The organism is bacterium (genome assembly GCA_017744355.1).
Classification (GTDB): Bacteria; Cyanobacteriota; Sericytochromatia; order S15B-MN24; family UBA4093; genus JAGIBK01.
The window spans coordinates 696,944-723,005 of sequence record JAGIBK010000001.1 but is presented as its reverse complement, the minus strand read 5'-3'; the positions used below and the strand labels follow the sequence as shown (position 1 = coordinate 723,005).

Annotated in this window: 22 protein-coding genes; 12 read left to right on the top strand and 10 right to left on the bottom strand. The window is 67.1% G+C overall.

Annotation, left to right across the window (positions count from 1 at the left end):
- Window positions 1–26: 26 nt before the first annotated feature.
- The 5 genes from J7643_03500 to J7643_03480 are packed head-to-tail and all read right to left on the bottom strand — an operon-like array spanning window position 27 to window position 7,087.
- Complete coding sequence (locus tag J7643_03500) at window positions 27–3,164, bottom strand: efflux RND transporter permease subunit (GenBank protein MBO9539639.1); 3,138 nt, start codon at window positions 3,162–3,164, stop codon at window positions 27–29.
- Window positions 3,164–4,249 carry an efflux RND transporter periplasmic adaptor subunit gene (locus J7643_03495; protein ID MBO9539638.1) on the bottom strand — a complete coding sequence of 362 codons (1,086 nt, stop codon included), beginning with the start codon at window positions 4,247–4,249 and terminating at the stop codon, window positions 3,164–3,166. The genes J7643_03500 and J7643_03495 overlap by 1 nt, the downstream gene beginning before the upstream one ends.
- Window position 4,250: 1 nt before the next feature.
- A complete protein-coding gene (locus J7643_03490; GenBank protein MBO9539637.1) occupies window positions 4,251–5,696 on the bottom strand; it encodes a TolC family protein in 1,446 nt (481 codons plus the stop codon).
- Window positions 5,693–6,694: a hypothetical protein gene (locus J7643_03485; protein ID MBO9539636.1), complete on the bottom strand. Its 1,002-nt coding sequence runs from the start codon at window positions 6,692–6,694 to the stop codon at window positions 5,693–5,695. The genes J7643_03490 and J7643_03485 overlap by 4 nt, the downstream gene beginning before the upstream one ends.
- 21 nt (window positions 6,695–6,715) lie before the next feature.
- A complete protein-coding gene (locus J7643_03480; protein ID MBO9539635.1) occupies window positions 6,716–7,087 on the bottom strand; it encodes a hypothetical protein in 372 nt (123 codons plus the stop codon).
- A 243-nt stretch (window positions 7,088–7,330) separates the two neighbouring features.
- Between J7643_03480 and J7643_03475 the strand changes: the two genes are divergently transcribed.
- From J7643_03475 to J7643_03460, 4 genes are all read left to right on the top strand, one after another.
- Window positions 7,331–8,989 (top strand): DEAD/DEAH box helicase, encoded by a 1,659-nt coding sequence (locus J7643_03475; GenBank protein MBO9539634.1) that lies wholly within the window; start codon window positions 7,331–7,333, stop codon window positions 8,987–8,989.
- 106 nt (window positions 8,990–9,095) lie between these two features.
- On the top strand, window positions 9,096–10,091 hold the full coding sequence (locus tag J7643_03470; GenBank protein MBO9539633.1) for a M28 family peptidase: 996 nt from the start codon (window positions 9,096–9,098) through the stop codon (window positions 10,089–10,091).
- Window positions 10,092–10,119: 28 nt separating this feature from the next.
- On the top strand, window positions 10,120–10,560 hold the full coding sequence (locus J7643_03465) for a VOC family protein (GenBank protein MBO9539632.1): 441 nt from the start codon (window positions 10,120–10,122) through the stop codon (window positions 10,558–10,560).
- A 110-nt stretch (window positions 10,561–10,670) separates the two neighbouring features.
- Window positions 10,671–10,829 (top strand): hypothetical protein, encoded by a 159-nt coding sequence (locus tag J7643_03460; protein MBO9539631.1) that lies wholly within the window; start codon window positions 10,671–10,673, stop codon window positions 10,827–10,829.
- Here the strand turns inward: J7643_03460 and recJ are convergent.
- The 4 genes from recJ to J7643_03440 are packed head-to-tail and all read right to left on the bottom strand — an operon-like array spanning window position 10,818 to window position 18,455.
- On the bottom strand, window positions 10,818–13,133 hold the full coding sequence (gene recJ, locus J7643_03455) for a single-stranded-DNA-specific exonuclease RecJ (GenBank protein MBO9539630.1): 2,316 nt from the start codon (window positions 13,131–13,133) through the stop codon (window positions 10,818–10,820). The genes J7643_03460 and recJ overlap by 12 nt on opposite strands.
- Window positions 13,130–13,945, bottom strand: coding sequence for a PD-(D/E)XK nuclease family protein (locus tag J7643_03450; GenBank protein MBO9539629.1), 816 nt, complete (start codon window positions 13,943–13,945; stop codon window positions 13,130–13,132). The genes recJ and J7643_03450 overlap by 4 nt, the downstream gene beginning before the upstream one ends.
- Window positions 13,942–16,158, bottom strand: coding sequence for an ATP-dependent helicase (locus J7643_03445; protein ID MBO9539628.1), 2,217 nt, complete (start codon window positions 16,156–16,158; stop codon window positions 13,942–13,944). Before J7643_03445 ends, J7643_03450 begins: the two co-directional genes overlap by 4 nt.
- Window positions 16,155–18,455, bottom strand: a complete 2,301-nt coding sequence (locus tag J7643_03440) for a hypothetical protein (protein MBO9539627.1) — start codon at window positions 18,453–18,455, stop codon at window positions 16,155–16,157. The genes J7643_03445 and J7643_03440 overlap by 4 nt, the downstream gene beginning before the upstream one ends.
- Before the next feature lie 181 nt (window positions 18,456–18,636).
- Here J7643_03440 and J7643_03435 point away from each other — a divergent pair, with 181 nt between their 5' ends.
- The 7 genes from J7643_03435 (at window position 18,637) to J7643_03405 (ending at window position 22,802) form a co-directional block, all read left to right on the top strand.
- Window positions 18,637–19,707 carry a DnaJ domain-containing protein gene (locus J7643_03435; GenBank protein MBO9539626.1) on the top strand — a complete coding sequence of 357 codons (1,071 nt, stop codon included), beginning with the start codon at window positions 18,637–18,639 and terminating at the stop codon, window positions 19,705–19,707.
- A 70-nt stretch (window positions 19,708–19,777) separates the two neighbouring features.
- Window positions 19,778–20,041, top strand: a complete 264-nt coding sequence (locus J7643_03430; GenBank protein ID MBO9539625.1) for a hypothetical protein — start codon at window positions 19,778–19,780, stop codon at window positions 20,039–20,041.
- A gap of 182 nt (window positions 20,042–20,223) precedes the next feature.
- On the top strand, window positions 20,224–20,682 hold the full coding sequence (locus J7643_03425) for a hypothetical protein (GenBank protein ID MBO9539624.1): 459 nt from the start codon (window positions 20,224–20,226) through the stop codon (window positions 20,680–20,682).
- Between the two features lie 126 nt (window positions 20,683–20,808).
- Window positions 20,809–21,045, top strand: coding sequence for a hypothetical protein (locus J7643_03420; protein MBO9539623.1), 237 nt, complete (start codon window positions 20,809–20,811; stop codon window positions 21,043–21,045).
- Between the two features lie 11 nt (window positions 21,046–21,056).
- The gene (locus J7643_03415) at window positions 21,057–21,434 is read left to right on the top strand and encodes a hypothetical protein (GenBank protein MBO9539622.1); all 378 of its coding nucleotides are present in this window, start codon (window positions 21,057–21,059) and stop codon (window positions 21,432–21,434) included.
- Window positions 21,435–21,527: 93 nt separating this feature from the next.
- Entirely contained in the window at window positions 21,528–22,004 is a 477-nt protein-coding gene (locus tag J7643_03410; protein ID MBO9539621.1) for a cyclic nucleotide-binding domain-containing protein, read from the top strand.
- A 9-nt stretch (window positions 22,005–22,013) separates the two neighbouring features.
- Window positions 22,014–22,802: an enoyl-CoA hydratase/isomerase family protein gene (locus J7643_03405; GenBank protein ID MBO9539620.1), complete on the top strand. Its 789-nt coding sequence runs from the start codon at window positions 22,014–22,016 to the stop codon at window positions 22,800–22,802.
- Here the strand turns inward: J7643_03405 and J7643_03400 are convergent.
- Window positions 22,789–23,433: a hypothetical protein gene (locus J7643_03400; protein MBO9539619.1), complete on the bottom strand. Its 645-nt coding sequence runs from the start codon at window positions 23,431–23,433 to the stop codon at window positions 22,789–22,791. The two genes, J7643_03405 and J7643_03400, sit on opposite strands and share 14 nt — an antisense overlap.
- 250 nt (window positions 23,434–23,683) lie before the next feature.
- Here J7643_03400 and sppA point away from each other — a divergent pair, with 250 nt between their 5' ends.
- Entirely contained in the window at window positions 23,684–26,062 is a 2,379-nt protein-coding gene (gene sppA, locus J7643_03395) for a signal peptide peptidase SppA (GenBank protein ID MBO9539618.1), read from the top strand.

Here is a 26,062-nt window from a genome sequence, read left to right as displayed (position 1 = left end):
CCGATTGGTGAGCCCCCCGAGGGGTGTTACGCCTTGACGAGCGTCGCGTCGGCCTCTTCGGTCACGCCTTCCGCCTTGCGCCTGAAGACCTTGCGCATGAAGAACTCCTTCATGTCGTCCATCAGGGTGTAGGCGACCGGGATCACGAACAGGGTGAGCAGCGTCGAGGTCAAGAGACCGCCGATGACGACCACCGCCATGGGCGAGCGGAACTCGGCGCCGGCGCCGATGCCGAGGGCCATCGGCATCATGCCGAGCACCATCGCGGCGGTGGTCATGAGGATCGGGCGCATACGCACCTGGGCCCCACGGATGACCGCCTCACGGCGCGAGTAGCCGCGATCGCGCATCGTCAGCACGAAGTCGACGATCAGAATCGCGTTCTTGGTGACGATACCCATCAGCATGATGACGCCGATGAGGGACATCATGCCGAGCTCCTTGTTGAAGAGCAGCAGGCCCAGGAAGGCGCCGCTGATCGACAGCGGGAGGCTGAACATGATGGTCAGCGGGTGCAGGAACGAGCTGAACTGCAGCGCGAGGATGAAGAAGATCAGGATGATCCCCATCACCATCGCCTGGCCGAAGCCACTGAAGGCGTCCTTCTGCTGCTCGGCCTGGCCGCCCATCTCGAGGGTGAGGGTGGGAGGCAGCTGGACGTTAGGCAGGACTTCCTTGGTGATGTAGTCCGTCGCCGTGCCCACCGAGACCCCGGGGATGAGGTTGGAGGTCACATGGACGAGACGCTGACGGTTCATGCGCTCGATGGTCGCGTAGCCGCCGCCCATCTCGAGGTCGGCGACCGACCCGAGGCTGGTGCTGCCGCGCTGCCCCTGGACCGTGAGGCTGCCGAAGGTGCTGGCGTCCTTGCGGTAGGCGGGGTCGAGGCGGACCCAGACGTCAACCTCGTTGGCGCCGATGGTCATGGTGTTCGGGGTGTCGCCGGTGGTCGCCAGACGCAGGGTGTTGGCGAGCGCCGTCGACTGGATGCCGCTCTGGGCCATGCGGACGCGGTCGGGGATGATCCGAAGCTCGGGCTTCTCCTCGCCGAGCGAGGTTTCCACGTCCGCGAAGACGCCCGGGTTCTTGCGCATCAGCGCGGCGATCTTGTCCGAGTAGAGACGCATCTCCTCGAGGTTGTCGCCGTGGATCCAGAGGTCGACCGGCTTGTTGCTGCCGCCGCCGACCATGCTCAGCTCGTCGGCCAGGACCTGGGCGCCGGTGAAGGTCGCGAACATCTCGCGGGCTTCCTTGCCCAGCTCCTTGTCGGTCTTCTTGCGCTCCTTCTTCTCGACGAGCAGGACGTCCAGGCGGGCTTCGTCCACGTGGCCGTAAGCGCCGATCATGGTGATGACGTTCTTGACGCCTTGGAGCTCCTTGACCTTACGCGCGACGTGGTTGGCGGTCTCGGAGGTCTCGTGGAGGGTGCTGCCCTTGGGCAGCTTGATCCGCAGGACGAACTCGCCGCGATCCGCCGAGGTCATGAAGCCCTTCTGGATGAAGGCGTTGAGGGACAGACCGCCGATGAAGGCGGCGACGGCGATGGCCATGACCCAACCGCGGTGGTTGAGGCACCAGGAAAGCAGGCTGGGATAGCGGCCCGCGACGGAGCCTTCCTCGTGGAGGGTGTGACCCGGCTTGGGCTTCACCTTGAGGAGGTAGGCGGCCATCATGGGGGTCAAGGTACGGGCGACCAACAGCGAGAAGAGCACCGAGAAGGTGACCGTCAGGCCGAAGCTCTTGAAGAACTTGCCGATGTACCCGGACATGAACGACATGGGCAGGAACACGCCCACGATGGTAAGGGTCGTCGCGGTGACCGCGAGCTGGATTTCGCCGGTCGCGTTGATCGCGGCCTTGATCGGATTCTCGCCCGCTTCCATGTGGCGGAAGATGTTCTCCAAGTCCACGACCGCGTCGTCGACCAGGATACCGACCACCAGCGAGAGGGCCATCATGGTGATGTTGTTGAAGGAGAAGCCGGAGAGCTGCATCGGGATGAAGGCCCCGATGATCGAGATGGGGATGGCCAGACCGCAGATCAGCATCGCCATCCAGTTGCGCAGGAAGACGAACAGGACCAGGACGGCCAGCAGGGCGCCGATGATCAGGTGCTCCCACACCGCTTCGTTCGACTGCTCGATGAAGTGGGTGGTGTCGGCGGCCTTGGTGATCGCCATGCCCGCGGGCAGGGTGGGAGCGATCTCGGCAATCTTCTTGTCGAGCTCGCGGACCACCTCGACCGCGTTGGCGTCGGTCTGTTTGACGATCGAGAAGAAGACCGCGTCCTTGCCGTCGATGGCCGCGTAGGTGGTGCGGTCCTTGATGGTGTCACGGACCGTGCCGAGGTTCTTGAGCTGCACCTGGGCGCCGCCCGGAGTCGTCACGTACATCCGCGAGAGGTCTTCGAGGTTCTGGAACTTGCCCATGGTGCGCAGGGTCAGCTCACGGGGATCCGCGTTGACTTTGCCGCCGGGCAGGTTGTAGTTCTCGGCCTGGATGGCCTGGAACACGCCGGGCAGGCTCAGGTTATAAGCCTGCAGGCGCTCGGGGTTGAGGGCGACCTCGTAGGTGCGCTCGACGTTACCCAGGAGCTGGACCTGGGCGATGCCCTGCACGCGCTCGAGCTTGGGCTTGATGATGTCCTTCATGTACGTGGAGAGGGCCACGTCGGACATGTTGCCGGTGATGGCGTAGTTGACGACCGGCGCCATGCTGGAGCTGTAGCTCAGGTAGGCGGGCGGACGGACGTCCTTGGGGAGCTTCCAGAGGATGCCCGAGACCTTGTCTCGGATGTCGTTGGCCGCATCCTTGGACGAGACCTCGAGCTGCATCTCGCAGATGACCTGGGAGACGCCGTCGTTCGAGGTCGAGGTCAGGTTCTTGAGGCCGTTGATGCCCGAGAGCGCGTCCTCGATGGGCTTGGTGACGAGGGTCTCGACCTCGGCGGGAGCAGCACCCGGATACACCGTCTGCACGACGACGATCGGGAACTCGATGTTGGGGAACAGCTCAAGGGGCATGCTGAAGAACGACCGCAACCCGAGAAGCCCGATGATGAGCATCATGATGATGGTCGTGACCGGGTTCTTGATGAAGAAGGTCGAGAAGTTGTAGCCCTGCTTGGCATTGTCCCCAGGGAGCTGGGAAGTGCCGTGGCTCATTAATTACCTCCCTCGAGCTTGACTGCAAGCCCTTCCTTGACGAAAGCGCTGCCCTTGACGATGACTTGCTCACCGCCCTTGAGGCCGTCGGTGATCTCGGCCCAGTCGGTGCCGCGGATACCGGTCGTGACGGGCACGCGCTGCGCCTTGCCGGCGCTCGCGAGGTAGACGATCTGCTCGGCGCCGTCGGTGACCAGGGCGCCCGCCGGGACCGTGAGGCCCTGGTGGGTGGGACCGGCGATCGCCGCCGACACGTTCATGCCGACCTTGAGGCGGCCGTTGCGGGCCAGATCGACCTTGACCGGGATGAGGCGGGTCTGCGCATCGACCATGGGCGCGATCTCGCTGATGCGGCCGCTGAACGACTCGCCGGGCAGCGCGACCGAGGTAATCTGGACCTTGCCGCCGTTACGCACCAGCGAGAGGTCGCGCTCGGCGATGGGAAGCTTGACCTGCATCTCGCCCGCCTCGGCGACGGTGACGATGCTCGAGTTCGGGCTGGCCATCGCACCCATGTCCAGGCCCTTGGCGACCACGACCCCGGTGATGGGGCTCGTGACGGTGCCGTTGGCGAGCTGGGTCTCCATCAGGGAGATGGCGGCCTTGCTCTGCTTGAGCTGGCTGCGCGCGACGCGGACCTGGGTCTCGGCGCTCTTGAGCTGCTGCTTGCTGATCACGCCCTCGGCGGCCAGCTCCTTCATGCGGCCGAAGTTGTCCTCGGCCTGGTCGAGGTTGGCCTCGGCCGAGATGAGCGCGCTCTTCTGCTGCTGGAGCTGCCAGCCGAGCTCGGGGGTCTCGAGGCGGGCGATGACCTGGCCCTTGGTGACGCGATCGCCCTCGGCGACGGTCAGCTCGATGATGCGGCCGCTGGTCTTGGGCATCACGTTGACCTGGCTCTTGGCGATGATGGTGCCGTTGACGACCAGGTCCTCGGCGACGGCCTTGCGGCTGACCACCGTGGTCGAGACGGGAATCGGAGCGGCTTCGGGCTGCTCGGCCTTCGCGTCAGGCTTGGCGCCCCGATGGCAGCCTGCCGTGACGGCCACGAGCAGCGGGATCATCAGTCTCGTCAGCTGTTGACGCAATTTAGTTTCCTTTCTTGATCAGCTCAGGGCTGTTCTTGGTCAGCTCGAGGCTGCTCTTGGGCTGGGCCGCGCTGTTCACGGCCGCGGAAAGATCGACCCCGAGGGCCTGGGCGAGGCCGACTTCGGCCGATTGCAGATCGTAGGTCGCCTGAACGTAGTTGTTCTGGGCCTGGACCAACTGGGTCTGGGCGTCGATGACCTCATACCCGGTGCCCACGCCCGCGTTGTAGCGGACTTGCGCCATGCGGTAGGACTCCTGCGAGACCTGGAGGCCCTTCTGGGAGATGGCCACCCGGTCGCGGGCGTCCTGGCGGCTCAGCAAGGAGCTCTGGACGTCCATGGACAGGTTGCGGCGCGCGGACTCGAGGTTGAAGTCGGTCTGCGCCAGGTCCAGCTCGGAGGAGGAGACCTTGGCGTCGGCCTTGCCCCAGTCCAAGACGGTCCAGGAGAGGCCCGCCATCAGCATGAAGTTGCGGCCGGTGCCGAGTCCCTGCTGGCTGTACTGGGCCTGCGCCTGGGCCTTGGGGAGGTTGGCCTTGCGGTTGAGATCCACCGTGGCCTCGTCGATCCGGCGCTTGAGGACCAGGGTCTGGTACTCGGGCCGGTTCTCGATGGCCGTTTGCAGGTCGAGGTTCATGGCCACGTCGAGCCTGGGCAGCGCGATTTCCGATGCGAGTCGGCGATCGCCCACGGGCTCGCCCATGGTCGTCCCCAGGCTCAGGCGCGCAAGTTCCACGTTGTTGGTGGCGCTACGCAGCTGGCCCTGGATGTTGGCGAGCTGGGCTTCGGCCTGTAGGACTTCGAAGCGGGTGCCGGTGCCGGCGCGCTCCTTGATCCGAGCGGCCTCCACGTGGGCCTGGGCCTGCTCGAGCGAGCGCAACGCGACCTCGCGCAGCGAGGTGGCCTTGAGCACCTGGAGGTAGCCCTTGGCCGTGTCGTAGGCCGACTTGCGCAGCTGGTTGCCGCGATCGACCTCGCTCATCTTGACGCTGGCGTCGGCGATCTTGAGGGCCGAGGCGGTCTGGAAGCCGTCGAAGAGGACCTGGCTGACGGAGACCGAGTTCTGGATCAGGCCGAACGAGCCGCCCATGCCGGCCGCGCCGGAAAGACCGCCCATTCCCATGCCACCCATCCCGCCCATGCCACCCATTCCGCCGGCGCCACCGAGCCCACCAAGGCCCCCCATGATGAGGGCGTTGGAGTCGATGATGTTGTAGTTGATGGCGCTGCTCGTGAGGGTCAGCTGGGGGTAGAGGCCGGCGTAGGTCTGGTCGATCTGGCGCTTGGCCTGGGTGATCTTGGCTTCGCTCGCTGCGACCGAGAGGTTGTTACGCTGGGCGGTCGCGATCGCCTCGCTCAGGGTGAGCGAGGGGGCAGCCTGTGCGGAAAGGGGCACGGCGACCGTGCTAGCCAGCGCGAGCGCCGTAAGGGTCAGGCGAAGGCTCATGGCGTGACCCTCTCAGGGTGATAGCTGAGCCCGATGCCGTAGAGCTGCGACGACTCGTAGGTGTTGGTGGCGCCGCCCCACTGCTGGGTCGCCGTCAAGTCGAGGCGCAGGCCGGGCACGACGTTGTAGCCGAGCAGCAGGCCCACGTCGCCCCAGGTGACGTCACCCAGGTTGTAAGGCGCCGACGAGGTGACGGAGCGCAGCAGCGGCAGCTTGCCGCGGCCGATCACCTCCAGGTTGCCGAAGCGCTTGCCGGCCTCGAGGCCGACGGCGAGGGCATGGCGGCTCTGGGCGAAGTCCATGGGGGTGCCGGTCCAGGGGGTGGTGTAGCTCGGGGTGATGAACGAGTTGGTGTAGACGAGTTGCGGCAGGAAGTCGAGCCCCGCCATGCGCACGGTGTAGCCCGCGCTCAGGCTCCACTCGCTGTAATCGACGCTCGGGGCGACCGCAGGCTGGGTCGTGAGCGGCGCGAGGTTGATGGGCGCCTTGACGCGGTAGCCCGAGAGGCCGAAAACGGCGTCGCTCACGCGGTAGCGCGCATCGGCGATCAGGCCGTTCACGGCGAGGCCGTCGACCGTGCGGCCGCCGGTGTTGACCTGCTGGCCGCGCAGGCCGTAGCCGAGGCCGATCTGGGTGTCGAAGAGGGCGTTGCCGACGGCGACTTCCTGGCGAGGGGCGCTCGAGAAGGTCGGGCGATAGGCGGGCATCGGGCGCAGGGTCACGCTCTGGGCGCGATCCGCCGGCACCTCTTGGCCGATGAAGCCGACCCCGGTGAAGACCAAGACCTGGCGACCCTTGGGGTCGAGCTTGAGGCTGTAGCTGCCCTTCTCGTCGGTGATGGCCGAGCTGATGGCGCCCTGCTGCTGAACGAAGACGCTGGCGAGAGGCTTGCCGTCGGGGCCCATGACCTTGCCCGTGACCGGGGCCTCGGCGGGGGCCGCGATGGCGGGCGTCGCGGCGCTCGCGACAAGCGCGAGGGTGGTGATGATGTTTCGCATAGATTCCTCTGTGGTCGCGGCTTACTGGACGGTGACGTTCGCCGCCACGACGTGGTCGTTGTTGACGACGAAGGTCATGACGGTGGCGGAGCCGTCGAGCGTCTTCTGGCTGGCGGTCTGCGGCGCGACGAAGGTGTTGCCGACCTTGCTCATGGGATAAGGCACGCCGCCCGAGAGCAGCTTGAGGCTCTTGGCCGAGGCGAACTCGCTCAGGCCGTTGTCGGGGAAGGCGAGGGTGAAGACGGGGGTGTTGTTGACGACGGCCATCGACTCGGTGGCGGTCATGGCGGTCAGCGCGCCCGTCTGGCCGAGGTTGGCCTTGTAGGCCAGCCCCGAGTCGCAGCCTGCGATCGCGACCAGGCAAAGTGCCAGGGTGAGGATCTTGGAAGTCATGTGGCGGATTCCTTTCGCCGTGTGTGCGCGGGAGCTTGAAATCGTAAGTGACGGTTGTTTTTGTACTTGGGTCTATTTTTTACCACTAATCAAGTTAGCTTCGCAAGCGCCCCGCGCTTGGTTCTTTGTCCTGATTTCTTACGTTTCGTGACGTTTTCAGGGGCAATCGAACGGGGGTCGAGGATTCTCAGGTACCATGGGCCCATTCTTTATAAATGCGATCACTAGGAAAGAAGGATTCTCTTGACTCAGCCCCAGCCCCCTCGCTTCGAAGACTGGTGCCTGCGCCCCGAACTCAGCGCCGCCGTCGCCCAGATGGGCTTCACCCACCCCACCCCCGTCCAGCATGAGGCCTTCCCGGTCGTCGTCGAGCGCCACGACGTGATGGTCCAGTCGCGCACCGGCACGGGTAAGACCCTGGCCTTCGGCCTGCCCCTTTTCCAGCGCCTTGAAGCGGGCGAGCGCCGGGTGCGCATCGCGGTCATCGTCCCCACCCGCGAGCTGGCCATGCAGGTTGGCACCGAGCTCGCCAAGCTGGCGCGCACCCTCGACGTGAAGGTAGCGACGCTCGTCGGCGGCGCCCCCTACGGCGAGCAGCTCCGCGCCCTGCGCGAAGGCGCCGCCGTGGTGGTCGGTACCCCCGGCCGCGTGCGTGACCACCTCTCGCGCGGTACCCTCAAGCTCGAGGCCTGCGACGCGGTCGTGCTGGACGAGGCCGACGAGATCCTGGACATGGGCTTCAAGGAAGAGCTCGAGGAGATCCTCGGCCAATTCCCAGACGATCACCAGACCCTGCTCTTCTCGGCCACCCTCGACGACGAGATTGAGCGCATCGCGCGCACCTACATGCGCACCCCCAAGCGCATCACCATGGCCTCGAACGGCGTGTCGACCACCATCCGCCACGCGTTCTACGAAGTCTCGCCCGCGGCCAAGTTCGAGGCCCTCGCCAACGTGCTGCACGTGGAGCGGCCGGAGCTCGCCATCTGCTTCTGCCACACCAAGGCCGAGACCGAGCAGATCGCCGAGCGCCTCGGGGCCGAGGGCTTCAAGGTCGGCGTCCTGAACGGCGATCGCGTCCAGGCCCAGCGCACCCAGACCCTCCAGGCCTTCCGCCAGCGCCAGATCGCGATCCTGGTCGCGACCGACGTAGCGGCCCGCGGCATCGACGTGCGCGGCCTGTCGCACGTCATCAACATGGGCGTGCCCCGCAACTCGGAAACCTACGTCCACCGCACCGGCCGCACCGGCCGCGCGGGCAAGGACGGCGTCGCCATCACCTTGGTGGCCCCGCTCGATCGTCCCAAGGTGCGTCGCCTCGCCCTTGACCTGAAGATCGACGCGACGCCCCAGCCGGTCCCCCAGGCCGCCGAGGTCCAGGCCAAGGGCCGCGAGACCTTCTTCGAGTCCATGGTGAAGCGGACCGACGAGAGCGCCTCCGAGCAGTGGGGGGCGTTCGCCGCGACCCTCGTCGAGAACCTGGATCCGGTTCGCCTGGTGGCGGCCCTTCTCGAGGACCTGAACGCGGCCGACGGGCGCCTGCCCACCGGCTACGACGTGCCGGTGCCGACGCCCATGCGCAAGGAGAAGCCCCTGCGCGACAAGCCCAAGCGGGCCGAGCGCGTCGAGCGCAAGGACGGCGTTCGCCCCACGCGCGGCAAGGAAGAAGGCATGACCCGCCTGAGCCTCAACATGGGGCGTCAGAGCCGGATGATGCCCGGATTCCTGGTCCAGTTCGTCTGCAAGAAGTCGGGGATCAACGGCAAGTCCATCGGCGCCATCGAGATCCGCCAGCACCACACCGTCTTCGACGTGCGCGACGCTGACGCCCAGCGCGTCATCCAGGCCATGAACGGCCAGACCGACGAGCGTGGCCGCAAGCTCACCGTCTCGGTCGTGTAAGGGCTGCTGAAGACTAAGCTCAGGTTAAATTAAAGAAAAGAGCTACTTAACAAAGGCTCGCGCGCCTGCTATGATTCCCTCGTATCCCACCGGTTGCGAGGTGATCATGCGGGCGCGTCTTCTTTCTATGGCAGTGGCAGGCCTCGTCCTGAGCGGCTGCGGTCTCGCGGCCATCGCGCCCCGTGCCCAGAGTCCCGAGACGCGTCTTACCGCCCAGACGCACCGCGGCATCGAGCAACAGGTCAGCAAGGAGCGTCTCGCGGCGCACCTCTCGGTCCTGACGGGGAAGACTCCCATGCCCGGCGGGACGCTGATTCCCGAGCGCGGAACGGTGGATGGCCGGGCCAGGACCCGTCAGTACCTGGTGAGCGCCCTCGAGCAGCTGGGGTATACCGTCGAGCGCCACGCCTATCGCACGAACGGGGAGAACCTCTTCGTCCGTCTCATGGCGCCGACCCCCACCAATGAGTACATCCTTCTCGGTGCTCACCTGGACTCGGTGCGCAACGCGGGGGCCAACGACAACGGCACCGGGACTTGCGCCGTGCTGGAGGCCGCGGCGCTGCTGAAGCAACTGGAAGGCCGCAAGGTCAACATCCTGTTTGCCTGGTTCGACGAGGAAGAGCTGGGTCTCATCGGCAGTGTGGCGATGGCCAAGGACTTCAAGCGCCAGGGCATGGCGATCACCTCCGCTCACACCATCGACATGATGGGCTGGGACAAGGATGGCGATCGCGCGGTCGAGATCGAGCGGCCTGATGGCGGGCTCTGGGACTACTACCGGATGGTCAACGAGACGCACGGGCTCAACCTGCCGCTGACCCGGACCAACTCCGGCTCGACCGATCACGTGGCCTTCCGTGAGGCCGGCTTCGAGTCGGTGGGCCTGTGCGAGGAATGGGTGGGTGGCGACACCACGCCTCACTACCACAAGCGTACGGACACCTACGAGACCATCGACTTCGATTACCTGGCCTCCACCACGCGCCTGATGGTCGCAGCGGTTGGCGATCTTAGCCGCAAGGTCCCCGCTCCCGCCCCCAGCAGGCGCCTGCCGCATGACATGTTCCCGGGCCGCGATCGCCACTTCCACCAGCACTAAGTACGCCCCACAAGGCCATATTAGAGATATGACGATCAAGAGATTGGACCACGTCAGCGTCGTCGTCGACGACCTTGCAGCCGCTATCGCTTTTTTCACCGCGCTCGGCATGTCGATCGAAGGCGAGGCGCCGGTCGAGGGCCCGTGGGTGGACCGCGTCAACGGGATCGAAAATGTCCAAGTCGACATCGTGATGATGCGGACCCCAGACGGGCACGGGCGGCTTGAACTGACGAAGTTTCGCAATCCAAAACTGGTCGCGATCGAACCAGCGATCGCACCGCCAAACGCGCTGGGCCTCCGGAGCATCATGTTTGCCGTCGAAAGCGTCGACGACACTGTCGCTCGCCTGCGCGTCAACGGCGCCGAACTGATCGGCGAGGTGGCCCAGTACCAGGACCTGTATCGACTCTGCTACATGCGAGGCCCTGCTGGCATCATCGTCGCGCTGGCCGAGGAACTCTTCTGACGCTCGAAACGCAATCTTTCCTTGATGCGTTCGTTTAACCTGCGCAAAACACTTCTTTTACTCTATTAAAGTCCCCTTCGGGGCTCGGAAGAGAGAAAGGAAGGCGCAGGATGATCGGCATCGGTTACGCATTCGGGACGGGTGATCGCCACAATTCGCCTTACACGCCTCAGTACGCGCAGCCCAAGAAGGAAACGCCCCAGCCCACCGGCAAGCCCGCCTCGTTCGAGGACGTGCTGAAAGGGGCGATCGCCCGCCTATCCCCCTAGCTCGGCGGCAGAGATCCGGGCACGGAAGGCGAGCGCTTCCATGGCATCCTGGTAGCTCTTGAGATGGCGCAGCGCGATCTCGGCAGGCGGCGGGCACAACAGCGCCCACTCGCGGGCGCGCTCGACGAGGATGCCGGCCTCGCGGAAGATCGCGACTGCCGCAAGCCCCATCAGCGGATTCTCAGGAGCCCGGCGCATCGCCAGCGTCCGTAGTTCGATGGGCGGGGATTCCGCCAGGGCTTGGTAGAAGCCCTGCAACCAGCGGGGCGTGAGCTCCCAGGTCTCGCTCATCGCCTCCCACGCTGCCACGACCCGGGTGGCGCTCCCGCGCAAGGCGGTCCAGGCATTCTCGTCGCACGGCGGATCGACGCACACGACGATGCCGGGCGTCCCACCGAGACCGTTTCCGGGACAGGCGAAGCCGGCCTTGAGGCGCTTCATCTCTTGCTGAACGGCTTCCGGAAGGTCGTGGCGATCGGCGCAGTTCGCATACATGGTCACCTTCACATCCGGTTCGAACGCCGCGAGCACGGCGGCAGGCATCTGGCCGCGGCGATCCTCGACGAGGGCCGCAGGACGCGCCGCCAGCAGGCCGAGATCGATCGGAGGCGGTGGCTCGGCCGCATCGATCCGGCGGACCGAGAGCTGTAGCGTTCGGTTGTCGCGGTAGGTGTTGATTTCAGGCTGGTAAGCGAGGTTAACCCAGCCGCTGTGGTGCTCGATCTCGTGGGGCGTCTCCGCATGCTGGCGCCAGAGCACCACCTCTCGTACCTCGCGGCCGTCGTCGATCTGGAGGGCCACGCGCTTGCCGCTCTGCCGCTTCCCGATGAGCCGTGCATGCTTGAGCCCGAAGACGGGCGCCGGATTCTTCTGGCCGAAAGGCTCAAGGCCGTCCAGGTGGCTGAGCAGCTCGAAGGTCGCCTCGGAAAAGGGCAGCTCAGCATCGAGCCAGACAGCATCAGGCGGGCGCGTCCAGCCAATTTCCCGGACGTGCCGATTGAGGGCCTCGCGCAAGGGTCCGAGGGCTTCGCCGCGAGCTGAGCACCCAGCCGCCTGGGCATGTCCCCCGAAGCCGATCAGGTGATTCCGGGCGGCGTGCAGGGCCTCGTAGAGGTGCAGGCCCTCGGGGCTGCGGCCCGAGCCCTTCCAGATCCCGTCCCCGTGATGCGAGAAGAGCAGGACCGGCACCCGGTACCGCTCCTTGATGCGGCCGGCCACGATCCCCGTGATGCCGTGGTGGTAGGCTTCGTCGGCGAGCAGCACAAAGGGCTCGGCGTCCAGGTCCAGCTCTCGCTCGATCCGCGCGAGGATGGTCGCCTCCAGCTCGGCATTGAGCTCGCGCCGGTCGGCGTTGATGGCATCGAGCCTTTGGGCGAGGGTTCGGGCCTCGGCCGCGTCGTTGGTCGCGAGCAGCTGGAAGCCGATCTCGGGGGTCTCGAGGCGGCCCGCCGCGTTCAAGCGAGGGCCGAACTTGAAGCCGATGTGCTGGGGGCCGAACTCTTCCCAGGCGGTGCGAGTGATCTCGCCGAGGGCTTTGACGCCGGGGAGCACCTTGGCGGTGCGCATGCGCTCGATGCCCGCCCAGACCAGCGAGCGGTTGGGCCCGTTGAGGGGCACCATGTCCGCCACGGTCCCGATGGCGACCAGGTCGAGGAAGTGCTCCATCCGAGCGGTGAAGCCCTTTTCGAGGGCGAGGGTGAGCATGTAGGCGACGCCAACCCCCGCGAGGTCCTTGAGGTGCGCAAAACCTACCTCCGGGTGGACGATGGCGTAGGTCTCGGGCAGGGTCTCGGGGACCTGGTGGTGGTCGGTGACGATGAGGTCAACCCCACACTCGCGCGCCTTCTCAGCGGCTGCGTGCGCCGAGATGCCGTTGTCGCAGGTGACGATCAGCTTTACGCCTTCGCCCGCCAGGCGTTCGACGGCGGCGGGAGTGACCCCGTAGCCGTCCTTGAAGCGATCGGGCAAGTATGCGCGGGCGTTGGCCTTCATGCCGCGGGCGAGGTAGCGGTAGAGCAGGGTAGACGACGTGACCCCGTCGCAGTCGTAGTCGCCGTAGACGACCATGGACTCCTGGGTCTCGACTGCGCGCCGGATGCGGGCGACGGCGCGCTCCATCCCTTCGGTCATGGGCGGATTGGCGAGGAAGTCGAGGCTCTCCCGGCTCGAAAGGAAGGCTTTGACCGTCTCGGGGGAGGTGAGGCCCCGTAGCCACAGGACCCGCGCGATCGCACGCGGCAGCCCCAAGCTCGAAGCGATCCGCTGCACTGCCGCCTCATCGGCCGTGCGGACGTGCCAGGTCATGCGCGGTCCTCCAGGCTGAAGCTCGGAAGGGGCAGAGTCCGTTCGGCCTCGTCGCGACGCGCGTGGGTGGGGTTGCAGTACGAGTCGAAGGCGCAGCGCGCGCAAACCGTCGGATCCAGGGGGCGCGGGAAGCGCGGATCGTCCGGAGCCCCTTCGTCGAAGGGCGCCATGACGGCTTCGGTCAGGCGCTCGAAATCGCGCCGGTCCGTCTCGTAGCTTGCGCCGTCGTAGGCGAAGGCTTCCTCGCGCCCTCGGTTCACGTCCCAGTAGACCATTCGGATGTTTTCAGGCTGGATGGGTTCGCCGTCGTGGTAGACATGGCCCGCCTCGACCAGGGCGAATCGATAGAGCCGGGTCTGCCAGCTCGCCTGGAGGATCGCACGATTCTCCTTGCCGGTCTTCCAGTCCAGGATGCACCAATTGTCACCTTCTTTGACCAGGCGATCGAAGCGCACCATGAAGGGAACGCCCTTGAACTGGAAGTGAAGCGGAGCTTCCGTCCAGCTGTTTGCAGGAGGCTTGGCGTGAGTGGAGCGTGCGAACATGCCCCAGAGCTGTTCGAGGCGCGAGAGCGAGGCCTTCTCGGCTTCGAGCACAGGCGTCACGTCTAGGCCGAGCGCGTGCTGCTGGACCATGCGGTGGAAGACCTGGCCAGTGAGGATGCGCTCGGAAGCCTCTGGGTCCAGGTCTCGCGCCTGGGGGCCCGGCCAGTAGCGGCCCACCCGGTAGCGTAGGGCGAAGCGGCGCTTGCAGGTATCCCAGTCCTTGAGGCTCGCGCTGCTGATGCGGGGCAGCTCCAGTGTCGGGGTCATGCGCCCAATCCCTCCGTCAAGGCCTTGAGGTGCCAGGGGGCCATGCGCTCGGGCTTGAAGCCGTAGGCCGAAAGCGTCAGACGCTCCTCGGCGCGGGTGATGCCCACGTAGAGCAGGCGCAGCTTCTCGGCGACGGCCACCTGCCGGGCGGCGTGTTCGAGCGCTTCAAGCGCGGGGCGCGGGTTGCTGCGGGCGTGGATGAGCAACTGTTCGGCCATGAAGGCGTCCTTGTCCCAGATCTCGACCTCGTCGAGGCGCCACGGGAACCAGGTCTTGTTCTCGTAGTAGTAGCCGAGGTTCGGGATCCAGACGGCTTCGTACTCGGCACCCTTGGACTTGTGGAGCGTCAAGAACTCGACCTCGCCTGGCTTGGCGGGCGCGAGTTCCTGGTTGGTGGTGGCGATGGCGCGGCGCTCGACGGTGATGGCGAGCTCGTCGAGGGCGGCCTGGACCTGGGCGAGCGGATCGTCCAGGTCGATCCAGGCGTCGCCCTCGGTCGTGGGCTGGTACGGCAACCGGCCCTGCAGGTCGCGGGCGATGGCGGCGGCCTTGGAAGCGAGCACCTCGGCCTTGGGGTCGCCGAGCAATTCGTGGGCGATGGTCGGCAGCAATTCCAGTGGCGGCAGGTGCCGCGCTCCCAGGAGGGTGCGGATCCTGCGGGCGAGCAACACGGCCGAGGCGTAGTCCGCCTCGTGCAAATTCGCCGGGCGGCTCGGGGCCAGGCCCTCGGTCGGGTAGATCAGGCCGTCCAGGACGCCCTGGCTCATGAGGTGGGCGCGCGTCCCCTTGAGGTCGAAGAGGGGCTCTCGACGCGCGCTCGCCGTGGCTTCGAGCAGGGAGACGAAGGCCTCGGCCTGCCGCTTGGCGGGGATCGCCAGGAAGTGCAGCGCACGCTTGAGGACGGTGATGACCGGGCCCGCCTCGACCTGATTGGCGCCCCCTTCGTAGACGGGGATCCCCATCAGGCGCGCCCCATCCCGATAGGCATCGGCCATGGGGTTGGTGGGGCACAGCACGGCGACTCTCGCCTCGGGCTTCTGCTGCAAGTAAGTGCGGATCTCGGTGAGGATGCCGTGGCGCTCCTCGTCCTTGGAGCCCCAGGCCTTCCAGCGGACCCCGCAGACGCGCGAATCGGGGTTAGGTTTGCCCGCGGTGGCCGCTCGCACCGCGATCCGGTCGAAGGCCTCGCGCACGACAGGGTCCGGATGCTCGCGCGAGATGGCGATGAGGGTGTTGGCCAGGTCCATGATGGGCTGGCCGCTGCGGCTGCTCTCGTCCATGGTCACCCGGCGGCCCTCGGCGGCGCAGGCCTCGCAGAAGGCGCGGAAGAAGCGTGGGTCGTTGAAAGTGAAGCTGCTAGTGATGGCCTGGTTGGAGTCGCCTACGCGCACGAGGTTGCCCGAGCCGCCGTGCTCGGGGGCGGTCAGAAGGCTGATGAGCCTATTCTGGGCGGGCGTCGAGTCCTGGGCCTCGTCCTCCATCACGAAGCGGTGGCGCTTCTGATACCAGCGGCGAAGGTGCTCGTTGGTCTCCAAGAGGGCGATCGCCTGCTGGACCTGGTCGTCGTAGTCCACGGCGCGCTTCAGCTTGAGCTCGGCCAGATACGCTCGGTAGAGGTAGGGGATCTCGGGCTGGAGGGTGCCGAGCACCCCTTCGACCTCGTCGGGCGTCAGGGCGAAGTTCTTGGCCGCCGAGATGGCCTTGCGCGCGGCGGTGACGCAGCGGCGGCGAGGGTCCTCCTCACGGGGGTTGTTGCCCGACGTGCGGTAGCGCTTCTCCCAGTCCTTACGGGCGGCGGGATCCTGGAGATAGACATCCAGGTGCGGCAAGAGCAGCAGCTCCTGCTCGGCTTCCGAGAGGATCAAGAGGCCGTCGCCCGTCTCGTCCGGGGAGGCATAGCGCTCGTAATGCCGCTTGATCACCGAGAGGCAGAAGGCGTGGATGGTGCTCGCCGTGAGGCCGTAGGCCGAGAGGTTGCGCTCGGCAAGCAGGGTCGCGATGCGGCGCTTGAAGGTGCTTGCCGCCGAGCGCATGTAGGTGAGGATCAGGATCTCGGAGGGCTTGGCGTGGCCTTCCTCGATGAGCTTGGCGGAGAGCCGGGTGAGGATGAAGGTCTTGCCGGCGCCGGGAACGGCGGCGATCGCGAGCTTGCCGCCCGTGTAGGCGAGAATCTCGCGCTGCGCCGGGCGCAGGGACTCGGTCTGCTGGGTCATGGGCGCCTCCCGGCGATGGTCTCGAGCAGCCAGGGCAGCTCACCTGCTTGCTCGCGGCCCTCGGCGTCGGTCATGCAGCCGAAGACCCTGAGGCTCTCGGTCGGCAGGCGGCAGAGGGCCCAGAGGGTCTTCGCCAGCTTCTCGGCGGCGTCGCGCTCCTCTTGGTCCAGGTCGTAGATCCCGCCCGGATAGCGCTTGGCGAGCACCCGCGCGTTGGTCAGCTCCTTGCGATCGCGCTTGAGCCAGCGGGGCGAGCCGAAGTCCAGGAGGTAGAGGTGCTTGAGGGCGCGCGAACGGTTGCCCAGGTCCTTCTCGGCGAGCTGGCTCGCGCTGGCGAGCGTGACCGAGACCTGGTGAGGCTCGCGGCGGAAGAAGGGACGCTCGGCGATGGTGCCCGCGTGCAGGAAGCGCAGGAAGGCCCAGCCCCAGCTCTCACGGCCGGCGACCACCGGTTCGTCCTCAGGGGCCGGCGCCGGGCCGATCCGTTCGAGCAGGTCCCGGTAGTCCTCGGCGAGCTCGATGAGCTGGCCGATCTGGCTGATCTCGCGCTGCCAGGCCTCTTGCTCGGACGAAGTGCGATCGCGCCCGAGTCGCGCCGGGGCATAGCGCTCGGCGAAGGCCTGCCGGATGAAGGCCGCGAGGTCAGGCCGCGGGTGCTCGGCGCGCTTGGCCTCGACCCAGGCGAAGAGCGCGCGGTAGTGGCCCAGGGCCTCGTCGCTGACGGCTTCGCCCGAGAGCAGGAGCCGATCCGGGTGGGCGAGGCCGCTGGCTTCTGTCAGGTGGTCGGCGAGCCGGCCCAGCTGCAAGGGGTTGAGGCCCGTCTCAAGCTCGAGCAGCTCGATCCACTCGTAGCGGCCGGGAGGCAGCTCCCACTCGGGATGACAGAGCTTGGCGAGCGTCATCAGGATGCGGACGGCCCGGTTCTGGATGAGGCGGTTGGTGCCCGCGAAGACGTAGAGGGGAATCCCCTTGGCCGCGAGCCGGTGCTGCATCCCCCAGAGCAAGAAGGCATCGATCGCAGGCGCGACGACCGCGACCTCGTCCCGGCCGACTCCGTCCTCGAAGCGCGCGACCAGGTCTGCTGCGACCGCATCGAGCATCTCTTCGAAGGCATAATGGTCGGCGCGGTACAGCACCCCTTCGCTCAGTGTCACCGGCTCGGCCTGATAGCCCCCGAGCACCCCTTCGTGAAGGGCGGCCCCGAGCCGGGCGAGCGATTCTTGCGCGGGACTAGGCGCTGTCGGTATCGAAACGCCATGGGCCTCCCAGCCTTGGACCAGCTCCCAGGCGCCCTGGGGATCGGCCCCCACGTAGGCGCGCAAGCCCCCTCGAATCGGACCAGCCCGGCTCACGTCCGCCTGAAGGGTGGCAAAGACGCTCACCCCTTCGGCGGAAAGGACTCGAATGATGCCCTGCAAGCGCGGGGAGAGCTCGTCTAGGCGCTCGACGAGGAGGTAGCCGAGCCGCTCGCACAGCTGATGCCGGTACTGGGGATCCGCGAAGAGGAAGCTCGCGTATAGTTCGAGCTGCATGCCGTGGTCCAAGAGGCGATACGTCAGCATGGCCGAAACGTAGGCATCGAGGCAGGCCTCCACCCCGTCGAAGAGGGCCGCATCGCCCACCGCCCCTTCCGCCAGGCGCCGGGCGATGGCACGGGCGAGCGCCTGGCTTGCGCTCAGGCCCGTCCGATCGAGATCGAGTGCAAGTAAGCCTGCTTCTGCCGGGGCGCTCGCCGGATCGAGCAGGCCGTAGCCGTTCTCGATGCCGCGCGCCAGGGCGTCGAGCAGCTGGATGTTCTGCAGATGGGCCGGGCTCTCGGCCGCCGAGAGGGCATGGTCCTCGCCGGTACGCAGCGAGGCCGTGAAGCGATTCATCAGGTACTGGGAGAGGTCGATGGCCGTGAAGCCCGGCTCGGCGTAGCGTCGAGGCAGGCCATCGGCGCCGCGCGCCGGATAGCCGAGGTTTTCGAGCTTCTCCTCGATGAAGGGCCAGTACAGGCGCAGCTCTTCCTTGATGAAGGCGGCCGGGCTCTGCACGCGCTGCTGGCCGGTCGCGAGCGTCAGCCCCGCCTCGCGCGGCACCGGACGGGCCTCTGGGGCGATGTGCGGGTCGGCCTCGCCCTTGAGCAGCCCGGTCCACCGGGTGCGCGTGGCGCCCTCGAGCCAGACCTGCACCGACTCGCTCGGGACGCCCGCCGTCAAGAGCGCAACGTAGCGATCCCAGAGGCCATGCGAAAGCTGCTCGCGCGGCATGCCGGCGAGGTAGGCACTGGGCATTGCGGGGGCGGGCGCACGCATGGGCGGAGTCCACATCGAACGAGCAAGGGGGCCTTCCCATCTTATCAGGCGAGGGTTTGCCGCTCAAGGCGAGCGCCGGCCTCGGGGTGGACGCTCGGCGAGGCCTGTACGAGAATGGAAACGAACGAGCAGGATCAAATCGTGGTTGCACGCCCGTGCGGCCGCTTTCGGAGGACGAGGCGTGCGCAAGGCACCGCAAACGGGGAAGTCGACGAGACCGGACGACGCCTCCGCCCAGGAGAACCCCTACCAGGGGAGCGACGGCACCTGGGCCTTTCAGGCCTTTGCGCGGGTCAAGTCGGAGCTGCACCAGCTGAGCGGCGAGGTCCAGCGCCGCCTGCAGGAAGCCTGGGAAGAAGGGGCCGAGGCTGGTGCTCGTTCGGCCGAGACCCGCCTGCGGGACGAACTGGTCGCAGCCCTCGCCCAGGGCCGCGACGCCCTCCAGCGTGAGCTCGCCGAGCGTCTGCAAGCCGAGCGCGCTCTGCGCGACTCCCAGATCGCTCAGGAGGTCGAGGCCCGCCTGCATGCCAAGTACGAGGCCGATTGGGCCCAGCGCGAGGCGGCCATCACCCAGCAGGTCGAAGACCGCATGCGCCGCGAGGCGCGCGACCCGGCAGAAACCGAAGCCGCCTTCGCCAAGGGCCGGGAGTCGGGCTATGCCGACGGCGTGACGGACGGCTATGCCCGTGGTGGGAAGGAAGCGGCGGCCCGATTCGAGGAGCGGCTGACCCAGGCGACCTTCGAGCGCCGGGCCGCCGCCGAGGAAGCCTATGCCCGGGGCTACGCCGAGGGCAGCGAGCATGCGGAGGCCGAATTGAAGGCTTCCTACAACGAGGGCCACAAGAAGGGCCTCAAGGAAGGCCTCGGCAGCGCAGGCTTACCGACGAGCGGGGTTTCGGCGCTCGCCCTCGATGAGGCCAAGCGGCAGGGCTACGAGAACGGCTACGAGGACGGACGCGGCGTGGGGATCGCCCGCGGGCGCCGGGCTGCCGAGAGCGAGGCGGCAAGCAAGCTCCAGGAAGGTGCACGCAAGGCTTATCGCGAGGGCTTCCTGGACGGCAAGAAGGTCGGCGGCGACGCGGATCGCGCCTGGGCTTTCGGGGTGCTCCACCTTTCACCGGCGGCGGCCCCTATCGAGATCAAGCAGCATTACAAGCGCTTGAGCCTGCTCCTGCATCCGGATCACCACCCGGGCCTTGCGGACGATTACATCAAGAACCTGAACCGAGCGCGGGACCTATTGGACGCTTGAAGGCTGGACGCGGGCGATGGCGCCGTGTAACCTGGGAAGCGAGTCGTCTATTATTTCGAGGTACCATCCGATGCCCATGCTCGAGTTCAACCGTGCCGAACAGCAGACCCTGCTCGAGGCCATTCGTCGCTATATGACCTCCAACCAGTCCCCGCCCGTCTTCTTGATCGGCAACCAGGCGATCACCGCGCTGAACCAGCGCCGCCGGACCCCTGGCCCGATCCGGGTTCAGGTCCCCACGGCGACCGTCACCCTCATGCGCGCGGCTCTGACCGACTACTCGCGCCATCACGAGGGCGACTTCGAGCCGCTCCTCGCCAAGCTGCCTTCATAACGCAGCCTCTTGCCTCAAGCCCCCTCCGCATCGATGCGGAGGGGGCTTTTGATTGCCTGAAATGTCAAAGTGAAATGTCAAATGTCGAATGGTTGACATTAGCTATGTCGATCGCGTACATTTAGACATAGCAACCGAGCGCGGCCGGAGGGGCCGTGCGATCTCCCGACAGGATTCCGCCCATGACGCCCGACACGAACCTACAACAAGGAGCCAAGGCGCGGCTGGCAGCCGCTCGCTCGCGCATTGAGACGATCGTTGCCGCGATCGCCGAGCACGAGCGGGCGATCGCAGCCCTTCGCGCCGAGCTGCCCGACCTCCAGTTCGAAGAGGCGGCCATGCGCTACATCGTCGAAGGCACCCTGCCCACTTCGACGCCTGCCGCCAGCCCGGCCCCCAGCGTCTCGCGCCGCAAGCTCAGCCGCTCGGAGCTCATCACGGTGATCAAGGATCGGATGGCCGCGGTCGCCGCTCCCATCGAGGTGGGCGACCTGCACGCTTACCTGGAGCAGGAGGCTGCGATCGACCTGGGGGCCAACGCCCGCAACTACCTCTGCGGCGTCCTGAGCCGCAACAAGGACACCCACTTTTCGAGTCACGGCAAGGGTGAATGGTGGCTTGCCGGCCACCAGGCCCCCTGAGCCGGGCTCGGTGCCAAAAAGAAACGAGCGGCGCGTTGCCGCGCGCCGCTCGTTTTCCTGTCCTCGCCGTCGGGTTGCCGCCCTGGCGAGGTGTCTCCCCCCGTGTTCAGCAAGAGGAGGCCTTTCATGCCCCAGCATAACCCACGCCGCTCCACCGCGACAAGCCCCGACCCCGACCACTTCCGCCGGCTCTACGCCCACACCTGGAAGCCCGGCTGCGAGCGGGTTCGCTGGGTTACCTCCCTCCTGGAGGCCCGGGGCATCCGCTTCGAGGTCGACGGCTTCATGGCCGACAGCGACCAGTGGGCCACCGAGCGCCCTGCGGAGCGCCACGTGCCCGACATCCGGATCCTGGCGTCGTAGGAGGGCTGGTCATGCAAGACAGTTCGAAGCGTCCCATCCGACTCGAAGTGACCGGCACCGACAGCCCCGGCGTCGCCTTGCAGGCCCCCTTGTGGATCCTGGAGGGCAAGGCGCGCTATGCCGATGAGCATCCCGACGAGGATGTCTACATCGTCCACGTGCTGAACGGCCCGCGTGCCAAGCGCCCCATCGTCCGGGTCCTACCGGCGCGTGGCCTGCGCGATCGCTATCCCGTCGAGGTCAAGCGCTTTTACGGCACCCCGGAGCGCTACCTGGTCATCCCGGTGACGGCCCCCGAGATCATGCGCGAAGAGGTCTTCTTCCGGTGGCTCGCCGAACGCACCCGCCCCGAGGATCGCCAGCAGCGCCTTCCGCTCTTCGCGCTCTAAAGGCCGGTTGTCGTCCAGGCCGGGGTCGTCCATAATGGATATGGCCGCTCCGGCCGCATTTTCAGCGCAAGTTACAGGCAAAGGACGAAGATCATGACCGAACGCGTGACCGATATCGCCGCCCTCATCGACCAGCTGCCGATCTTCTCCGATCTCTCGACGGTAGAGGCCGACCAGCTCGCAACCTACTTCCGCCTTCGGAAGTGGGCTGGCGGCGAGATCCTCTTCAACGAGGGCGAGAACTCCCGCGATCTGATCTTCATCGTGTCGGGCTCGGTCACCATCCGCAAGAAGGACAAGCTGGGCCAGCAGAAGGACATCGCCAAGATGGACGGCAAGAACGTCCTGGGCGAGGCGGCCTTCGTGGACAACAGCCTGCGCTCGGCCACGGCCGTCGCCAACGTCGACACCCTCGGCATCGCGATGACCCAGGAGCACCTCGAGTCGATCTGCGAGTACAACCCCGCCCTCGCCATCAAGCTCCTCAAGAAGATCAATCGTCTGCTTGCGCTCAAGCTCCGCAAGACCTCCAAGGAGTTCGCCGAGGTGGCGTCCGCCTCGAAGGCCTAGGGGCGCACGATGCAGCTGACCGACGAAGTCCGTCTCGAAACGCGCGGCCCCATCGCGATCATCACCCTGGCGCGCCCCGACAAGCTCAACGCCCTCACTCACGCCATGGGGGACGCGGTCCGCGCCTACGTCGAACGGCTCAACGCCGATCCCTCGATTCGCGTCGTCTTGGTGCGCGGCGAGGGTCGGGCCTTCTCGGCCGGTGGTGATCTGGCCTTCCTGCGCGACAACGCCGCGCGGACCGAGGCCGAGAACCAGACGGGCATGCGGGACTTCTACGCGAAGTTCCTCTCGCTGCGCGAGCTCGTGGTCCCCTCCATCGCCCTCATCCACGGGCGCGCCACGGGCGCCGGCCTCAGCTTCGCACTCGGCTGCGACATGCGGGTGGCGGCCGAGGACGCCAAAGTCTCCGCCAACTTCGTGCGGGTCGGCCTCAATCCCGGCATGGGCGCGACCTACTTGCTCGAGCGCCTGATCGGTCCTGCACGTGCGGCCGAGCTGGTCTACACCGGCCGTGAGGTCGAAATGGGCGAGGCGCTCGCCATCGGCCTGGTCAACCACATCGCCACGTCGGATCGGCTCGAAGCCGCAGGGTTCGAACTAGCCGAGCGCATCGCCGCGAACGCCCCGGTGGCCGTTCGCCGGACCAAGGCCCTCATGCGCCGTGACGACGACGCTCTCGCTCGGGCGCTCGATGGCGAGGCGGCAGGCCAAGCGGCATGCTTTGCCACCGAGGACCTTCAGGAAGGGATCCGGGCGATCCAGGAACGCCGCACGCCGCGCTTTACGGGCGCGTAGAGCCGCTCGCCTCCCGGCCGCGCAGCATGCTCGGCATGTTGCCCCGGCGATCGAGCAGTTCGAGCTGGCGGCGATGCTCGGCCGTGCGCAGGGCGCCCTCGGGATCGATCAGGACCGCCTCGATGGCTTCGAGCGGGTCCCGCGTGACCTGGGTCGTGGCCACCCGCCGATAATTCGCAATCAACGTCAGGATCTGGTCCCGGGCCTTGCCGTCCAGGTCCGAGCGCAGGGCGATCGTGCCGAGCTGTTGCAGGGCGGTGGCCGTCGGGCCGTTGAGCGTGCTCGCCTTGAGCGTGCGCACGAGGATCTGCTGGGCGCGGGCCACCCAACCGCTCGGCTTCACCCCTTCGAAGGTGGCCGAAACATCCGGCGCCTCGTCGACGAACCCGTCCGGCCCCGCGTGATCGAGGCTCCGCGTAAGGAAAGCTGCTTCTTCTCGATCGATCAGCAGGTCGTTCGTGAGGGCCGCCAGGATCAAGCGATCGAACTTGGCGGCATCGAGCGGCTGATCCTGCGTGAGCTCGGTGAGCAGGCGCTCGAGGCGTCCTACGTTGGTCAGGGGAGCGGCCTGCGTCATAGGCATAGCTGCCAGCAAGAGGGCGCAGGCGAGGGCGAGCGTGGCGTAGCGCATGGCGAAATCCTCGTCTCGACAGGGGAAGCCCGGCAGGTCGATCTGACAATCGATAGCCCGATCCAAAGCCCGCTCCACCCTACTCGATCCCGCTTCGCCCGACAATGGGCGGAATTGCCAGATGGTTGCTCGCTGTCAAGCCAGAAGGCGCCCAACAAACTCCATGGGCGATTTTTGCCATGCGAGAGGGCCCCGCGTAGAATTGAAACGAGCGAGCAAGCCCGAGCGAGCAATTTTGAGGAGAGCGCCCATGACCCGCAACACGCCCATCGCCCTCGCCGCCGTCATTCCCTTGATCGCCACCCCGGCCCATGGGGCCGTGCCGACGGATATGGGGCTGATCCCCTCGGTGGCGCTGGTCGACGATGCGGCGGCCCTCGTCGTCAATCCGGGCGGTCTCGGCGCAAGCCCGGGGGCGAGCGCCATGCTGACCCGCCAGGGCTGGGCGACCGGCACCACCCGCCTGCTTTTCAACGCGGGTTCCCTCGGGCTAGGCTACACCCACGACAACGCGAGCCCCTTGCCCTACAACGACTACGCCATGGGCCTGAGCTTCGGCCTCGGCGAGGGCGCCCGCTGGGGCATGACCTATCACCTCCCGGCCGAGGGACGCCCCTGGAGCTACGACCTGGGCTTCATGAGTCGGCCCTTCAACTACCTCTCGCTGGGCTTCGCCGTTCGCAACGTCTTCGCGACCCCGGGAGCACTCGGCACGGCCGGCCGCGAGTACCAGCTCGGGGCGGGCTTCAGGCCCTTCGGCCCGGGCTGGACCTTGAGCATGGATGTGCCCTACGCCGACGGCGCCCCCTTCAACCTCTCGGCCGTGCAGCCCTTCTTCGGGCTGGATGCTCAGGTGCGCGATGGCGTGCGCCTGCGGGGCCAGGTCTCGACCGCTGGCGCCTACATGGTGGGGCTCTCGCTCAACACCGCCCAGCTGGCGTTCGGCGCCATGGGGGCGGCGGGGACTGTGGGGACCCACGTCAAGGTTTCGAGCCTGCGGGAGCGCTCGGCCCTGGGCGCCATGGGCAGCCAGTGGGCCACCCTCGACCTTTCCACCGCGCTCAGTCGTAGGGGCGCGGACCTGCCCCTCATCGGGACCATGAGCGACGTGCCGCCCGTCTATCACGCCCTGCGGGCCCTCTCGGACGCGCAGGCGGATCCGGCGGTGGGGGCGCTCATCGTCAAGGTGGACGGGGTGAGCGGCGGCTGGGCCACCCTCGAAGAGCTGCACGCGGCCCTCATCCGCTTCAGGGAGAGCGGCAAGCCCGTCTGGGCTTACGTAGAGGATGCGAACTTCCGCACCTATTACCTGGCAAGCGCTGCCGATCGGGTCTTCCTCAACCCCATGGGGACCTTGGAGCTTGCGGGGATGAGCCGGACCAACACCTACTTCAAGGGCTTGCTCGATAACCTCGGCGTCACGCCCCAGTTCGTCTCCGTCGGTCGGTACAAGACCGCCATGGAGCAATTCGAGCGCAAGGCCCCGAGCCCCGCGGAGCGCGAGCAGAGCGAGGCCCTCTTGGACGACCAGTTCGAGCGGGTGGTTGCAGCGATCGCTAGCGCCCGCAAGATCCCCGTCGAGCGGGTGCGGCAGACCATCGACGCCGGCATGCTCGACGCGCCGGCCGCTCAGGCCGCCGGCTACGTGGACGAGCTCGCCCACCGCGATGAGGTGCCCAAGCGCCTCGAACAGCAGGTCGGCCACCGTCTTGCCGGGGTCAATGCCCTCAACCTCCGCTACCGGACCGTGGCCTGGGCCCCGCCCAAGGTGGCGGTCGTGCATGCCGCAGGCTCCATCGTGGAAGGCACCAGCGGCAACGACCTGCTCCAGGGCTCGACCCTCGGCTCGAGCACCATCGTCGACGCCTTGCGGGACATCCGTAACGACGGGTCCGTCAGGGCCGTGGTCTTCAGGGTCGACAGCCCTGGCGGCTCGGCCATGGCCTCGGATATCATGCGCCGCGAGCTGATGCTGGTGGCCGAGAAGAAGCCGGTCGTCATCTCCATGGGAGACGTAGCGGCTTCAGGCGGCTACTGGGTCGCCATGATCCCGGGGGCGCCGGTCTACGCCGATAGCGGGACCATCACCGGCTCGATCGGGGTCATCGTCGGCAAGTTCAGCATCGATGGCTTGCTCACCAAGTGGGGCATCACCAGCAGCACCATCAAGCGCGGCGCCCATGCCGACATGATGAGCCCGCTTCGCCCCTTCACCCCCGACGAGGAGGCCAAGCTCCGCGCCAACGCCGACTTCTTCTACGGCAAGTTCGTGAGCCTGGTGGCCTCCAACCGCAACCTCTCCGAGGGCCGGGTGCGCGAGCTCGGCAGCGGCCGGGTCTACTCTGGCGCCATGGCCCAGCGCCTCGGGCTGGTCGATCGCCTCGCAGGCCTCGACGAGGCGATCGCCGAAGCTCGGCGCCGCGCGGGCATCGACGGCCAAGAGGTGAAGCTCGCCTTCTTCCCCGAGATCAACCCCTTCGGCGCCATCGGCCTGAATGCTGACGGCCAGCTGAGGGTGCGTGGGGCGCTCTCGTTGGCCCACGAGCTCCAGGAGAGCGCCGAGCGCCTCGCGCCTTGGGGCCGCACGGGCGTATGGCTCCTTCCCCCCGACTTCCCCCAAAAGGACTGA